The organism is Pseudomonas sp. P7779, from assembly GCF_013386315.1.
Taxonomy (GTDB): domain Bacteria; phylum Pseudomonadota; class Gammaproteobacteria; order Pseudomonadales; family Pseudomonadaceae; genus Aquipseudomonas.
Genome location: NZ_JACARZ010000015.1, coordinates 19,648 through 33,927, shown reverse-complemented (window position 1 = coordinate 33,927; position 14,280 = coordinate 19,648). Strand labels below are relative to the sequence as shown.

Here is a 14,280-nt window from a genome sequence, read left to right as displayed (position 1 = left end):
ATACATGTGCTGACTGATCCATCGCATTCGCGAGCAAGCCCGCTCCCACACAAGCCCGCTCCCACAAGGGTTACGCGGTGTTAGTGGAACAGTACTGCGGTTTTCTGCAGGGTGACCCACACGCCCCACGCCAACGGAATGCCCACCACCAGCCAGGCAGCCACCGCCAATGGCACGCTGCCGGAGGAGGCTTTCCACTCCAGCACGGTGCTGGAATCGGCGCCCTTGTCATGGCCCAGCGCCTGCTCGGCAGCCAGTTCGGCGTCGGTCATGAAGTACTTGTCTGCCACCGGCCGTACCAGCAGGTTGCAGATAAAGCCCAGCACCAGCAGGCCGGCGAGGATGTACAAGGTGATGTCGTAGGCGGCAGCGCGTTCAACGCCGATGCTCAACTGGTACTCACGCAGGTAGTTCACCAGCACCGGGCCCAATACGCCCGCCGCTGCCCAAGCGGTCAGCAGGCGACCGTGGATCGCGCCCACCATTTGCGTACCGAACAGGTCCGCCAGGTAAGCCGGGACGGTCGCAAAGCCACCGCCGTACATCGACAGGATGATGCAGAACGCCGCCACGAACAGCGCGACGTTGCCCAGGTGACCCAGGTTCGGGATCAACGCGTACAGGGCAAAGCCCAATGCGAAGAACACGAAGTAGGTGTTTTTACGGCCCAGGTAGTCGGAGAACGATGCCCAGAAGAACCGGCCACCGATGTTGAACAGGCTCAACAGGCCGGTAAAGCCGGCGGCGATGGCCGCGATGGAAGCCAGTTGGCCGGCATCCAGCTGGCCAAATGCCAGGCCGTTACCCAGCAACTTGCCGCCGAACACTTCCTGCAGCAGCGGCGAAGCCATGCCGAGGATGCCGATGCCGGCAGACACGTTCAGGCACAGCACCAGCCACACCAGGCGGAATTGCGGGGTTTTCCAGGCCACGTTCACGTGCACGTGACGGTGGGTGATCATCGCGTTGCTGGCTTTTTTCGCCGGGGCAGTCCAGCCCTCAGGCTTCCAGCCGGTAGGCGGAACACGGTAGGACAAGGCGCCGCCGATCATGAACACGAAGTAGATCACGGCCATGACCACGAAGCTCTGCCACACGCCAACGCTGGTCGGCGAGGCAAAGTGGCCCATCAAGGCGGCTGCCAGCGGGGCACCCACCATCGCGCCGCCGCCGAAGCCCATGATCGCCATGCCGGTGGCCATGCCGCGCTTGTCCGGGAACCACTTGATCAGGGTCGAGACCGGCGAGATATAGCCCAGGCCCAGGCCGATACCGCCAATGACCCCGGAGCCGATCCACATCAGCCAGATCTGGTGGGTATAGATCCCCAGCGCGGAGATCAGCAGGCCGCCACACCAGCACAAGGCCGAAACGACACCAGCCTTGCGTGGCCCGGCGTGTTCCAGCCAGCCGCCCCAGATCGCTGCGGAGCAGCCGAGGAAGATGAAGAACAGGGTGTAGATCCAGCCCAGCATGGAGATGGGCCAGTCGCATTGCGACGAGAAGACCTGGCTGATGAAGCTCATGTCCGGCGCGCAGGCGACCGGTGCGGTGATCCCCAGCGCCTTGGACAACGGCAGCCAGAACACCGAAAAACCGTAGGCCATGCCGATACACAGGTGGATCGCCAGGGCGGCCGGTGGTACCAGCCAACGGTTGAACCCGGGCTTGGCGATAATGCGTTCCTTGGACAGGAACGCAAGCTGTGCAGCAGTATTACCCGCCGCAGTGCTAGTGCTCATTGATGTTTCCCCCAGTTATTAGTATGTGTCCGTCGGGCGCTCTCTCCCTCGGCCTTACACGCAAGGCGTGGCCGTTTTGTTGAGTAAAGCTCCTTTTAAACGCGACGTTTAGTCGCAGACGGCAGACGAACATGCGCAGATTAGCATCTGTGGATGACAGAAAAACCAAACTGATATCACCTTTCTGGAGTTATCTGATTTGTTTGACGCCATGTAACGATCCCTAAACAGCCATAGGGCTACGAGCGTTATACTCTTCGGCTAAATTTTAAAATCGACATACAAGGACTCGCCCATGAAAGCGTTCGGCAAAATCCTGGGTCTGGTACTTCTCGGGCTGTTGCTGATCATTGTGGCTCTAGGCTTTGCCCTGACCCATCTCTTCGATCCCAACGACTACAAAGACGAGATTCGCCAGATTGCCCGCGACAAGGCCCACATCGAGCTGACGCTCAATGGCGACATCGGCTGGAGCCTGTTCCCCTGGCTCGGTCTTGAATTGCACGAGGCCAGCGTTGCGACCCTGACCAATCCGAGCCAACCGTTTGCCGACCTGCAGATGCTCGGCCTGTCGGTGCGCGTGCTGCCGCTGCTGCGCCGTGAAGTGCAGATGAGCGATGTACGTGTCGAAGGCCTGAACCTGCGCCTGAACAAAGACGTGCATGGCCACGGCAACTGGGAAGACATCGGCAAGAATGTGCCGGACCCGGCTACCGCCGCCACCACGCCTGCCGTGGCTGAAGCGGCCACACCGCCCAAGCCTGAAAAGCCGCCGCAGCCGATCCGCCTGGACATCGACAGCCTGACCATCAACAACGCCCGCGTCGAATACAACGACGAGCAGACCGGCAAGCAGTTCAGCGCCGAAAGCATCCAGCTGAGCGCCGGCGCCGTGCACGAAGGTGCAAGCATCCCGGTCAAACTCACCGCATTCTTCGGCACCAACCAGCCGCTGATGCGCGTCAAGACCGAGGTCAATGGCAACCTGCGCATTCAGCGCGCCCTCAAGCGCTACCAGTTCGAAGACATGAAGGTCACTGGTGAAGCCACCGGCGAGCCGCTGCAAGGCAAGACCGTGACCTTTTCGACCCAGGGCCAATTGCTGGTGGACCAGTCTGCGAATATCGCCGAATGGACCGGCATGAAGCTGTCGCTGAACCAACTGCGCGCCCTGGGCGAGTTGAAGGTCAACGACCTGGACAAGACTCCACAGCTCAGCGGCGCCCTGTCGATTGCCCAGTTTGACCTGGCCAAGTTCCTCGACAGCGTCGGCAACCCGCTGCCACCGATGGCCGCCGGCAGCCTGAGCAAGGTCGAACTGGTCAGCCGCCTCAAGGGCACGCCGACCAGCCTGGCGCTTGAAGACCTCAACCTGAAACTCGACGACAGCACCTTCACCGGTCGCGTGGCCGTGGATGATTTCGCCAGGCAATCCCTGCGGGTGCAGCTCAAGGCCGATACGTTCAACGCCGACAACTACCTGCCGGCCAAGTCCGAAGCCGCCAAGGGCGCTGCGGCCGCGCGCCAGGCTGAAGTGCAGAACAGCGAAGCCGGCGCCATGGCGGCCGGTGGCACCACACCGCTGCCGGACGCCCCGACCAAAGCCGCCTGGAGTACCGACAAGCTGCTGCCGCTGACCCGCCTGCGCACCCTGGACGTAAACGCCGACCTGTCCTTTGGCCAACTGACCCTGAGCAAGCTGCCGATCCAGAATGCCGCCCTGAAAGCCTCCGGCCTCGATGGCCAGCTCAAGCTCGACACCTTGAGCGGCGGCCTCTACAACGGCACCTTCCAGGCCAACGGCAACCTTGACGTGCGCCAGGACATCCCGCTGCTGGCGCTGCAAACCCGCATCAAGCAGGTACCGGTCGAACGCATCCTGCAAGCCCAGGGGCAGAACCCGCCGGTGAAGGGCCAGCTCACCCTCGACAGCAACCTCAACGGCCGCGGCAATAGCCAGAAAGCCCTGATCGACAGCCTCAACGGTACCGCCAGCTTCGCGATCAACAATGGCGTGCTGCTTAACGCCAACATCGAGCAACAGCTGTGCACCGGCATCGCCCTGCTCAACCGCAAGACCCTCAGCGGCGACCAGCGCGGCAAGGACACCCCGTTCCAGGAACTCAAGGGCAACCTGATCTTCCGCAATGGTGTGGCCAGCAACCCCGACCTGAAAGTGCGCATCCCGGGCCTGACCGTCAACGGCGACGGCGACGTCGACCTGCGCGTGCTGGGCATGGACTACCGCGTCGGCATTATCGTCGAAGGCGACCAGCGCGACGTGCCGGACCCGGCCTGCCAGGTGGGCTCCAATTTCCAGAACATCGAAGTCCCGCTGCGCTGCCGTGGCCCGCTGGAACTGGGCGCCAAGGCCTGCCGCCTGGACAAGGACGGCTTGAGCCAGGTCGCCATCAAGGCGGCGGGCAACAAGCTCAGCGAGAAGCTTGAACAGAAGCTCGACAAGGTCAATCCACAGCTGAAAGACGCGCTTAAAGGCCTGTTCAAACGATGAGAAACGAGCAGTTTTCAACGGCGGTGCTCGACTGGTACGACCGCCACGGTCGCCATGACCTGCCCTGGCAACAGGGCATCACGCCTTACCGGGTGTGGGTCTCGGAGATCATGTTGCAGCAGACCCAGGTCAGCACCGTGCTGAACTACTTCGACCGGTTCATGGCGTCCTTGCCAACGGTCGAAGCCCTGGCTGCCGCGCCGGAAGACGAAGTGCTGCACCTGTGGACCGGGCTGGGTTACTACACCCGGGCGCGCAACCTGCAAAAGACCGCGAAGATCGTCGTTGCCGAATATGGCGGCGAGTTTCCCCGTGACGTCGAAAAACTCACCGAACTGCCCGGCATTGGCCTGTCCACCGCGGGTGCGATTGCCAGCCTGAGCATGGGCCTGCGAGCGCCGATCCTCGATGGCAACGTCAAACGCGTGCTGGCGCGCTTTACCGCGCAAGAGGGTTACCCGGGCGAGCCGAAGGTCGCCAAACAGCTGTGGGCCACCGCAGAGCGCTTTACGCCCCATGACCGCGTCAACGCCTACACCCAGGCCATGATGGACATGGGCGCCACCCTCTGCACCCGCAGCAAGCCCAGCTGCCTGCTGTGCCCGCTGGAAAAGGGCTGCGAAGCGCACCTGCTCGGCCTGGAAACCCGCTACCCGATCCCCAAGCCACGCAAGACCGTGCCCCAGAAGCGCACGCTGATGCCGTTGCTGGCCAATGACGAGGGCGCGATCCTGCTTTACCGTCGCCCTTCCACGGGCCTGTGGGGCGGTTTGTGGAGCCTGCCGGAGCTGGATGACCTGGCCGACCTGGAACACCTGGCCAACCAGCACTCGCTGGCGCTGGGCAAACACCAGGAGCTGCCGAGCCTGATCCACACCTTCAGCCACTTCCAACTGGCTATCGAACCCTGGCTGGTCCAGGTCCAGGAGTCTGCCCATCACGTGGCCGAGGCTGACTGGCTCTGGTATAACCTCGCCACCCCGCCGCGCCTGGGCCTTGCCGCCCCGGTGAAAAAACTGCTGAAGCGCGCGGCTGAAGTATTGAACGCAGGAGTTCCGTCATGACCCGCACCATCATCTGCCGCAAGTACCACGAAGAACTGCCCGCCCTGGAGCGCGCCCCGTTCCCTGGCGCCAAGGGCCAGGACATTTTCGACAACGTCTCCGCCAAGGCCTGGGCTGACTGGCAAAAGCACCAGACCCTGTTGATCAACGAAAAGCGCCTGAACATGATGAACGCCGAAGACCGCAAATACCTGCAGGGCGAGATGGACAAGTACTTTTCCGGCGAGGATTACGCCAAGGCCGACGGCTACGTGCCACCTGCTGAATAATTGATCAAATTTGGGGGTTGGCCCGTAAGCGACGGTAATAATTAAATATTTTTTGAAAACTTGCTTGACGACCCCCTGAAAAACCCGTTTAATGCGCCCCGTTGCCCAGATAGCTCAGTCGGTAGAGCAGGGGATTGAAAATCCCCGTGTCGGCGGTTCGATTCCGTCTCTGGGCACCACTAATTAGTTTCAGGTGGTGCAAACGTCATCTGAAACACACAAAAAACCCGCCTGGTGCGGGTTTTTTGTTGCCTGGCGTTTTTGGCTCCTTCAGCCCCCGCCCCGCATCAACGTCAACACCGCAACCCGCTCCTGCTCGGAGATGTGAAAACCACTCTCCTCCACGCGCGCAATCCAATCCTGCGCCGAGAGCGACTCGCCAAAACGCACCAGGCGTCCGTAGCGCCTGAACACAGCCTCCAGCACGCTGATCATCGAGGGGTAGCTGCAGCCTCCGTCAAAACAGATGCTGAGGCCGCCAAGCCAGGAACGGCCGATCACGTGGGCACTACCGACGCTCTCGGCACCGGCATACTCAAAATCCATTTTTACTGCTTCCATGTCGCACCCAAACTCATCACCACGAAAGTACCCAAGCCTAGCAGGCGCCTGTTTTGCGGCAGGCTGCAAAGCGCTCCAATCAGACCAACCGGTCATCCAGGCGGCGACCATACAGTAAGACGATCCAAAGCGCCGGTTATCAACACCTCATTCCGACCCTATTGATCCATCCTTAATTCCCCAGTGATCGCCACTCTTGTCGGCGTTACCACCGACAAGGATGTCAAGGCGACTGAGTCACTTCACCAGGAACACCAGCAGCGGGTTGTCATTCAACCGCCCATTGAACACCGGCGCCATATGCTCCAGCGGCGTGCCGCTGAGCAATGCGGTTTGCTTGCGCTCCACAATCACCCAGGCGGGGCGCGGCAGTGTATCCACCAGCAAGGGTTGGTTGCGCCCGATGAACAGCGGCTGCTCGTCGTGATCCAGGTTCATGATGTAGCGAATCGCCCAGGTGTCCTTGGCCAGATCGACGAACACCAGGGTCCCGGGGTTATCGGCACGCAGCTTTTCCACCGCGCTTACGAAGTTCCTGGTGTCGAATTGCAGATCCTTGGCCGGCTCCACAACCTTCACCAGCACCAGCCATTGGGTGGCCAGCGCAATCAGGCTGAGCACCACCAGGCGCTGGCCGAGATTGCCCTGCAAACGGCGCCAGGCAATCACGGCTGCGAGTTGCAGCACGATCAGCACACCCACCAGCGCCGGCACTGAAACGTCCGGCCAGTAGCCGTGCTTGTGCCACAGATGCCGACAGACAAACACCACGACAATGCCCAGCACCGGCAGGACCGCCACCAGCCACTCATAGCCACGCCGCACGCCGAGCAACCAGCCCTGGGCCTGGAGCAAGCCATAGGCGGCCACCGCGGCAAACATCGGGACCATGGGGACGATGTAATAGGCGCGCTTGAAGTGCGGCACCGACAAGCCCAGCAAAATCATCAGGCCGCAGGCGGCCAAGCGCAGCATCAACTGCACATCGGCATCGTCGTGGCGGGCCGACCATTTGTGGCGCAGGGCAATCATCGTCGCCAGGGCCAGCGGCACCACCGGGAAATAGCGGTACAGGCTCAGCTTGAAGTAGAAGTAGAACGCCTCACCGGTTTCATCAAGGCGCCCGGTGAATTGCATCCGCAGCACATCATCGACGAAAGCATCGCCACCGCTGATCCGTGCCAGTTTCAACAGCGCCCACCAACAGCCGGCCAGCAGGATCAAACCGACCACTCCGTGGGCAATCACCTTTTTCAGCAGCGCAATCCGCTCTTGCCGCGTACGAGCGGTGCCCAGCGCCCAGTAGACACAGGCCACCCCGCACACCTCGATCAACCCCAGCGGCCCGCGAATGGCAAACGCCACCACGAACAACGGAAAGATCGCATATTGGCGCAGCCGCGAGCCCAGGCGCTCACCGGTATGCAGCAGGTAGAAACACCCCAGGCACAACAACGAGATCATCTGGTCCAGGCACACCGAGCGCGACTTCTCCAGCAACTGGGCAGTCAATGCGGTGAGCAGCACCGTCAGCAATGCCCACGCCCGGCCGGACGGCACCAGCAAGCGATAGATCAGCGCCATGACCCCGGCAGACGCCAGGGCGGTGGGCATCACGTTAGCCAGGTCGTTGGGCGCGCCGAATAAACGGGCAAAGAGGTAGCTGAGGTAGGTCGCGGTGCCCGGATAGTCAGGGTAAGGCTCACCGTAGGTGGTAGGAAACAGGCTCGCACCGTGGCGAAACATCTCTTGCATGAACACGGCCCAGCGGCCGTCGAAGCCCTGTGGCTGCTGGTCCCAGATGCCCAGGGTGAACAGCAGCAGGGCGATGAGGAAAATACCCAGCGATTCCATTCGAAAGCGATTGTGTTGATCCATTATTCAGCCTGTCAGGTGGGGTAAACCGGCTCATGTTGCCGAACGCCACCCTGAATAAGCCCTGAACGGAATCAAACATTCATCCGCCTAACGACGAGCGGGCCAGATCAGCAGCGGCAGCAGCCGGATGTAGAGTAGCTCCCCTACCAATTCCACCAGGGTTTGCGTGATCACTGCGGCAGCAGCGAGCCCACGGATCTCTTCGGGTAACGCCAGCGCCAGCGGCAGCACCACCAGGGAATTACGCGTGGAGGCGCTGAAGGTGACCGCCCGCGCCGTGGGCGCCGATAGCTTGAACAGGCGCGAAGCCAGCGCCCCCATCAGCGGGGCCAGCAACAGGAAGCCGATATACACCGGGATCACCGGCGCCAGCAGGCCGATATCGCGGACCACGGCGGTGATCTGCGAACCGATCACCACCATCAGCACCAGCGCCATGGCCGGCACGGGCAGCCAGGCCCAGGCATCGTTCCAGGCACTGACGACCGGTGAGCGCCGGGACTGGGAAGTGGTCAACACCGCCAGAATCATGGGGGCAACGATCAGCAGCAGGAAGGCCTCGACAAACGGCCCCACTGCAACCGCCACCTGCGACTGCGCCCCCAGCATCAACCCCAGGTAGACCGGCAACAGCAGCAGTTGCAGCAACAACAAAATCGGGGTCGCCGCCAGCATCAACCGCGAGTCACCCTTGCCGATATGGGTAAACACCACCACGTAGTCGATGCACGGCGTCAACAGCACCAGCAACGCACCCACCAGGATCGCCGGGTGTTCCACCAGGCCCCGAGTCAGCGCCCACACCAGCAGCGGAATCAGGATGAAGTTGGCCAGCAGCAACGCGCCCATGAAGTGTTTGTTGCCCAGCCCCTGGCGCAGGTCCAGAAACGGGATTTGTAGGAACATCGCGTACATCAGCACGGCGATGGCGGGCGTAACCAGGGCGGCCACACCTTGAGCCATGGAGGGCGCCAGCAGGCCGACAACGGCAGCCAGCAACACGCTGGCGAAGTAGATCGGGATCTGGTTTTGTTCGAGGGTGTCGCGGGTCATGGGCCGGCTCTGGTGGGCGAAAGGGTCTAAGCCTAGGCATCTGTGCCGCTCAGGTCGAGCCTCAGAAAAATCCCCGGGGTCTTCATAGCAGAAATTTGTTAGTTTCGACTTCTCATAAAACTGCGCACGGGCCTTTGACACCCCATCGAAAGCGCAATGATCGAGCCTGTTCATGAACCTGCCAGTCCGACCTCAAGCCGAAGCATTCCGCGAGCCCACAGCCGATGGGCATTTCATCGGCGGCTTCACGTGGCGCCATCCGCGCACAGACGTTGAACGCCCGGTCGTCATCATCAACGCCGCCACCTCCGTACGCTGCCGTCACTACTCACGGTTTGCCGATTACCTGTTTGCCAATGGCTTCGACGTCATCACCTACGACTACCGCGGCATCGGCGAATCCCGCAGCGGCTCGCTGAAAGGGTTCAAGGCCTCGTGGTCGGATTGGGGCGTGCTGGACTTCGAAGCGATCCTGCAGCGGGCCCAGCGGGAGTTTGCCGGCCAACCGATTGATGTGGTCGGGCACAGTTTTGGCGGATGTGCGGCGGGACTCGGGGCTTCCGGCGCAGTGATTCGGCGCCTGGTGACGGTAGGCGCGCAGTTTGCCTACTGGCGCGACTACGAGGCGAGCGGGCGCTGGCGGATGCTTGCCAAATGGCATGTGGTGATGCCGCTGGTGACAGCGTTTTTTGGCTACTTCCCGGGCAAACGCATAGGCTGGCTGGAGGATACCCCGGCGGGCGTGGTACGCGACTGGAGTACGCCGACGCCGAGTTATGAAAAACGTCCGAGTGGGCGAGCCTTGCCCGAGCTGCCGTTTTCGCGGGTGAAGGCACAGATATTGGCCATCAGCATTACCGACGATCCGTTTGGTACCGTCGCAGCAATCGAACGCCTGCTGGGTTACTTCGACGGCAGCGAGCGCACGCATCTGCGAATCGCGCCTGAAGATATCGGCGAAAAAGAGGTCGGACACTTCGCATTCTTTCGCAGCCAGTATCAAGATCGGTTGTGGCCGATTGCATTGGCTTGGCTGCAAAGGGGAGAGTTGGCCAACGGCACGCCGGGGCGCCAAGTGACGGATCGCACCTAGAAAGCCTTGGGATTTCTCCAGACCTGCGCTTCAATACCCCACCCCCAGATCCTGACACCAAGGACGTGAGCCCATGGCTTCGCCGAACAAGCAGCAAAAACGCGCCCACCGGGCAAAAGCCAAGGCCAAGCAGAATCGCACCCAACGCGCCGTCGCCACCAAGCCGGATGCCTTTGCCGGCGATGACAGCCGCATTGATCTTGAATCGGTGGATTTGACCGAGCTGTTCCTGGAGATGCGCACCGCTGGCGAAACCAGCCAGCAGGCGCTGTGTGCCGTGTTCCTGGCGCACCCGCTGCTGGCAGTGGTACTGGAGCAGGAAGGCGAAGAAGAAGCGACGGACTTTATCCTCGCGGCGCTGATCGAGTATCGCCAGTGGGCCACGGATACCGAGGATGAAGCGGCAGCGCTGGCGTGGATTGAATCGCCGGAATTCCAGGCCGATTACGTCGCGGCGTCACAGGCGCTTGTTAGCTCCGAAGGCTGATACAAAACGAAATGTGGGAGCGGGCTTGCTCGCGAAGGCAGTGTGTCAGTCAGCTCAAATGTCGACTGATCCAGCGCATTCGCGAGCAAGCCCGCTCCCACATTTGATCAACGGTATTGCGACGAAAGCACTCCGTCAGTTAAGCACCGCCGCCCCAACCTTCCGGCCCTTGCGCCGACGCGACACCATCAGCCCCGCCGCAACTACCAGCAAGCTCAGGATCCCGGTGGCAATGATCTCCACCTGATGCGCTTCCTGGAACAACATGATCGTCAGCACGCCCACGATGAACACGATCACCGCATACGTCAGGCCCGGGAACAGCCACATCTTGAAGGCAATCTTCTCGCCCGCTTCCGTGCGTTTCTGGCGCATGCGCAGTTGCGACACGGCGATCACCAGGTACACCAGCAGCGCGATGGCGCCGGAGCTGGCCAGCAGGAATTCAAACACCGCCGCCGGTGCCACGTAGTTGGCGAATACCGCCAGGAACGCCGCGCCGGTAGACAGCAACACCGCCCAGTAAGGCGTGCCGCTCTTGTTGGTGATCTTGGACACCGCCGGTGCATCACCGCGACGGCCCAGGGAGAACATCATGCGCGAAGCGGTGTACAGCGCCGAGTTCAGGCAACTGGTCACGGCCACCAGCACCACCAGGTCAACGATCAGCTTGGCATTCGGGATGCCCATGCGTTCCAGCACGGTCTGGTAGGAACCGACCGCTGCCAGCGCAGGATCATTCCACGGCACCAGGGCCACGACGATGAAGATCGACACCAGGTAGAACAAGCCGATCCGCCAGATCACCGAGTTGGTGGCCTTGGAAATCTGCTGGCCCGGGTTCTTCGATTCAGCGGCCGCGATGGTCACGATCTCGGTGCCCATGAACGAGAACATGGTGGTCAGGATCGCCGCCAATACCGCGCCCATGCCGTTGGGCAGGAAGCCCTGGGTGTCGAACAGGTGCGAAACGCCGCTGACCTGACTGCCCGGCAGGAAGCCGAAGATCGCCAGGATGCCGAGGATCACAAACCCGATGATCGCCACCACTTTGATCAGCGCAAACCAGAACTCGAACTCGCCGTAGTTCTTCACACTGAACAGGTTGGTCGCGGTCAGCAGCAAGGTAATGATCAGGGTGAAGGCCCAGATCGCCACGCCGGGGAACCAGGCGTGCAGGATGGTCGCGGCAGCGTTGGCTTCCAGCGGAATCACCAGCACCCAGAACCACCAGTACAACCAGCCGATGGTGAAACCGGCCCAGTGCCCGATCGCACGGTCGGCATAAGTAGAGAACGAACCCGTGTCCGGCGATGCCACGGCCATCTCGGCCAGCATGCGCATCACCAACACCACCAGCGTACCGGCGGCGGCATAAGCCAGCAGCACGGCCGGGCCCGCCGCAGCAATCGCGTGGCCGGAGCCCACAAACAACCCGGCACCGATAACGCCGGCAATCGACAGCATGGTGACGTGACGCGGTTTGAGCCCCTGTTCGAGGTCATTGGAGCTTTGCGTACTACTCATTGACACACCTTTGCGAGGAATTGCGAATACGGTCCACCCGGTCTGGCGTCTTTCTCGTGAAAAGAAACCAACGGGGCGTTCTTTATTTTTTACGCAAGATTTGCGCCAAAATGTTACAGAGCCGCGATTGACGCGGGCTGTAGGGAAACTCAATAGCTCTCGTAAGTCACTGACACTAATGGCATTCCGCTATAGCGTTACTGTGCGACTCACTTGAAAGACGAATCAGCGCACCAAAAACACACACAATTTGTGCGTGACGCCCCATAAAAGGGCTGATAAGGACCGTTCGCCGGTTTAACCCTTCCAACACCCGGCCAAAGCTGGCACCATCGCGCCCTTTTTTACGCAAAACCTGTAGGAATACTGGTTCAAACGGCTGTTCGGTTGTTGATGGCGCGACACACTGCTGTGCCGATGCGACACCCTGCCGCAGACCGTCTGTTTACCGCCTGCAGGGCTGTTGGCTGTCATCCGGACGCTATGCTAGCTTGGCGCCTCGCCAGGAAGGCGGGCCAACAGCAGGAGCGCAATGAACACAATGAGGACCGCACATGGCTGAGGCCACGCCCGCGCTTGAAATCCGCAACTTGCATAAACGCTATGGTGAGCTGGAGGTGCTTAAAGGTATCTCGCTGACCGCCCGCGACGGCGATGTGATCTCGATCCTGGGTTCCTCCGGTTCCGGCAAGTCCACGTTCCTGCGCTGCATCAACCTGCTGGAAAACCCGCACCAGGGGCAAATCCTGGTGGCCGGTGAAGAGCTCAAGCTCAAGGCTGCGAAAAACGGCGAACTGGTGGCCGCCGACGGCAAACAGATCAACCGCCTGCGCAGCGAAATCGGTTTTGTGTTTCAAAACTTTAACCTGTGGCCGCACATGAGCGTCCTCGACAACATCATCGAGGCCCCGCGCCGCGTGCTCGGCCAGAGCAAGGCCGAAGCCACTGAAATCGCCGAAGCCTTGCTGGCCAAGGTCGGCATCAGTGACAAGCGTCATGCCTACCCCGCGCAACTGTCCGGCGGCCAGCAACAACGCGCCGCGATCGCACGCACCCTGGCCATGCAGCCCAAAGTCATCCTGTTCGACGAGCCCACATCGGCCCTTGACCCGGAAATGGTTCAGGAAGTACTTAATGTGATCCGCGCCCTGGCCGAAGAAGGCCGCACCATGCTGCTGGTCACCCATGAAATGGGCTTTGCCCGCCAGGTGTCCAGTGAAGTGGTGTTCCTGCACCAGGGCCTGGTCGAAGAGCAAGGATCGCCACAGCAGGTATTTGAAAACCCGCTTTCGGCGCGCTGCAAACAATTCATGTCCAGCAACCGCTAACGGAGCAACATGCATGCAGAACTATAAAAAACTCCTCTTGGCCGCCGCTGTTTCGATGGCGTTCAGCGCCACGGCGATGGCTGAAACCTTGAAAATGGGGATCGAAGCGGCCTACCCGCCGTTCAACAATAAAGATGCCAGCGGCAACGTCGTCGGCTTCGACAAGGACATCGGCGACGCCCTGTGCGCCAAGATGAAAGTCGAGAAGTGCGAAGTGTATGTCTCCGACTGGGACGGCATCATCCCGGCCCTGAATGCCAAGAAGTTCGACTTCCTGGTCTCCTCGCTGTCCATCACCGATGAACGCAAGCAGGCCGTCGACTTCACCGACCCGTACTACTCCAACAAGCTGCAGTTCATCGCGCCCAAAGCCAACAAAGACTTCAAGACCGACGCGGACTACCTGAAGGGCAAGATCATCGGTGCACAGCGCGCAACGCTGGCCGGTACCTACCTGGAAGACAAGCTGCCGGACACCACCGCCAAGCTCTACGACACCCAGGAAAACGCCTACCTCGACCTGACTTCCGGCCGCCTGGACGGGATGCTCGCCGACAAGTACGTGCAGTACGAGTGGCTGAAAAGCAAAGACGGCTCCGCCTACGAATTCAAGGGCGACCCGGTGGTCGAGAGCGACAAGATCGGTATCGCCGTACGCAAAGGCGACCCGCTGCGCGAGCGCTTGAACAAAGCCCTGGCTGAAATCAAGGCCGACGGCACCTACAAGAAGATCAACGACAAGTACTTCCCTTTCAGTATCGAGTGA

The 14,280-nt window shown here is 61.1% G+C and carries 12 protein-coding genes and 1 tRNA gene; 8 read left to right on the top strand and 5 right to left on the bottom strand.

The window, feature by feature from the left end; translation table 11 throughout:
* Positions 1-80: 80 nt before the first annotated feature.
* The gene (locus HX869_RS04850) at positions 81-1,742 is read right to left on the bottom strand and encodes an OFA family MFS transporter (RefSeq protein WP_178902816.1); all 1,662 of its coding nucleotides are present in this window, start codon (positions 1,740-1,742) and stop codon (positions 81-83) included.
* Between the two features lie 295 nt (positions 1,743-2,037).
* On the opposite strand from HX869_RS04850, the gene HX869_RS04845 reads away from it, so the two are divergent.
* The 4 genes from HX869_RS04845 (at position 2,038) to HX869_RS04830 (ending at position 5,766) form a co-directional block, all read left to right on the top strand.
* Complete coding sequence (locus HX869_RS04845) at positions 2,038-4,254, top strand: AsmA family protein (protein ID WP_178902815.1); 2,217 nt, start codon at positions 2,038-2,040, stop codon at positions 4,252-4,254.
* Positions 4,251-5,318 (top strand): A/G-specific adenine glycosylase, encoded by a 1,068-nt coding sequence (gene mutY / locus HX869_RS04840; RefSeq protein ID WP_087693328.1) that lies wholly within the window; start codon positions 4,251-4,253, stop codon positions 5,316-5,318. The genes HX869_RS04845 and mutY overlap by 4 nt, the downstream gene beginning before the upstream one ends.
* Complete coding sequence (locus HX869_RS04835) at positions 5,315-5,587, top strand: oxidative damage protection protein (protein WP_087693327.1); 273 nt, start codon at positions 5,315-5,317, stop codon at positions 5,585-5,587. Before mutY ends, HX869_RS04835 begins: the two co-directional genes overlap by 4 nt.
* Before the next feature lie 103 nt (positions 5,588-5,690).
* Positions 5,691-5,766 (top strand) — tRNA-Phe (locus HX869_RS04830).
* A 91-nt stretch (positions 5,767-5,857) separates the two neighbouring features.
* Here HX869_RS04830 and HX869_RS04825 read toward each other — a convergent pair.
* The 3 genes from HX869_RS04825 to HX869_RS04815 form a co-directional block, all read right to left on the bottom strand.
* Entirely contained in the window at positions 5,858-6,133 is a 276-nt protein-coding gene (locus HX869_RS04825; protein ID WP_008435692.1) for a hypothetical protein, read from the bottom strand.
* 252 nt (positions 6,134-6,385) lie between these two features.
* On the bottom strand, positions 6,386-8,026 hold the full coding sequence (locus HX869_RS04820; protein WP_177069300.1) for a glycosyltransferase family 39 protein: 1,641 nt from the start codon (positions 8,024-8,026) through the stop codon (positions 6,386-6,388).
* Between the two features lie 87 nt (positions 8,027-8,113).
* A complete protein-coding gene (locus HX869_RS04815) occupies positions 8,114-9,079 on the bottom strand; it encodes an arsenic resistance protein (protein WP_178902814.1) in 966 nt (321 codons plus the stop codon).
* A gap of 172 nt (positions 9,080-9,251) precedes the next feature.
* Here HX869_RS04815 and HX869_RS04810 point away from each other — a divergent pair, with 172 nt between their 5' ends.
* Both HX869_RS04810 and HX869_RS04805 read left to right on the top strand, forming a co-directional pair.
* Positions 9,252-10,172 carry an alpha/beta fold hydrolase gene (locus HX869_RS04810; RefSeq protein ID WP_178902813.1) on the top strand — a complete coding sequence of 307 codons (921 nt, stop codon included), beginning with the start codon at positions 9,252-9,254 and terminating at the stop codon, positions 10,170-10,172.
* A 73-nt stretch (positions 10,173-10,245) separates the two neighbouring features.
* On the top strand, positions 10,246-10,659 hold the full coding sequence (locus tag HX869_RS04805; protein ID WP_134325579.1) for a hypothetical protein: 414 nt from the start codon (positions 10,246-10,248) through the stop codon (positions 10,657-10,659).
* 135 nt (positions 10,660-10,794) lie between these two features.
* Here the strand turns inward: HX869_RS04805 and gabP are convergent, their stop codons facing one another.
* On the bottom strand, positions 10,795-12,186 hold the full coding sequence (gene gabP, locus HX869_RS04800) for a GABA permease (RefSeq protein WP_003218057.1): 1,392 nt from the start codon (positions 12,184-12,186) through the stop codon (positions 10,795-10,797).
* Between the two features lie 554 nt (positions 12,187-12,740).
* On the opposite strand from gabP, the gene HX869_RS04795 reads away from it, so the two are divergent.
* Positions 12,741-13,514, top strand: a complete 774-nt coding sequence (locus HX869_RS04795; protein WP_003218059.1) for an ABC transporter ATP-binding protein — start codon at positions 12,741-12,743, stop codon at positions 13,512-13,514.
* Between the two features lie 13 nt (positions 13,515-13,527).
* Positions 13,528-14,280, top strand: coding sequence for an ABC transporter substrate-binding protein (locus HX869_RS04790; protein ID WP_178902812.1), 753 nt, complete (start codon positions 13,528-13,530; stop codon positions 14,278-14,280).

What these genes read in the sequence shown, in the direction of transcription:
- HX869_RS04850 (WP_178902816.1), bottom strand. Translation starts at nt 1,742, where the DNA reads ATGAGCACTAGCACTGCGGCGGGTAATACTGCTGCACAGCTTGCGTTC.
- HX869_RS04845 (WP_178902815.1), top strand. Translation starts at nt 2,038, where the DNA reads ATGAAAGCGTTCGGCAAAATCCTGGGTCTGGTACTTCTCGGGCTGTTG.
- mutY (WP_087693328.1), top strand. Translation starts at nt 4,251, where the DNA reads ATGAGAAACGAGCAGTTTTCAACGGCGGTGCTCGACTGGTACGACCGC.
- HX869_RS04835 (WP_087693327.1), top strand. Translation starts at nt 5,315, where the DNA reads ATGACCCGCACCATCATCTGCCGCAAGTACCACGAAGAACTGCCCGCC.
- HX869_RS04825 (WP_008435692.1), bottom strand. Translation starts at nt 6,133, where the DNA reads ATGGATTTTGAGTATGCCGGTGCCGAGAGCGTCGGTAGTGCCCACGTG.
- HX869_RS04820 (WP_177069300.1), bottom strand. Translation starts at nt 8,026, where the DNA reads ATGGATCAACACAATCGCTTTCGAATGGAATCGCTGGGTATTTTCCTC.
- HX869_RS04815 (WP_178902814.1), bottom strand. Translation starts at nt 9,079, where the DNA reads ATGACCCGCGACACCCTCGAACAAAACCAGATCCCGATCTACTTCGCC.
- HX869_RS04810 (WP_178902813.1), top strand. Translation starts at nt 9,252, where the DNA reads ATGAACCTGCCAGTCCGACCTCAAGCCGAAGCATTCCGCGAGCCCACA.
- HX869_RS04805 (WP_134325579.1), top strand. Translation starts at nt 10,246, where the DNA reads ATGGCTTCGCCGAACAAGCAGCAAAAACGCGCCCACCGGGCAAAAGCC.
- gabP (WP_003218057.1), bottom strand. Translation starts at nt 12,186, where the DNA reads ATGAGTAGTACGCAAAGCTCCAATGACCTCGAACAGGGGCTCAAACCG.
- HX869_RS04795 (WP_003218059.1), top strand. Translation starts at nt 12,741, where the DNA reads ATGGCTGAGGCCACGCCCGCGCTTGAAATCCGCAACTTGCATAAACGC.
- HX869_RS04790 (WP_178902812.1), top strand. Translation starts at nt 13,528, where the DNA reads ATGCAGAACTATAAAAAACTCCTCTTGGCCGCCGCTGTTTCGATGGCG.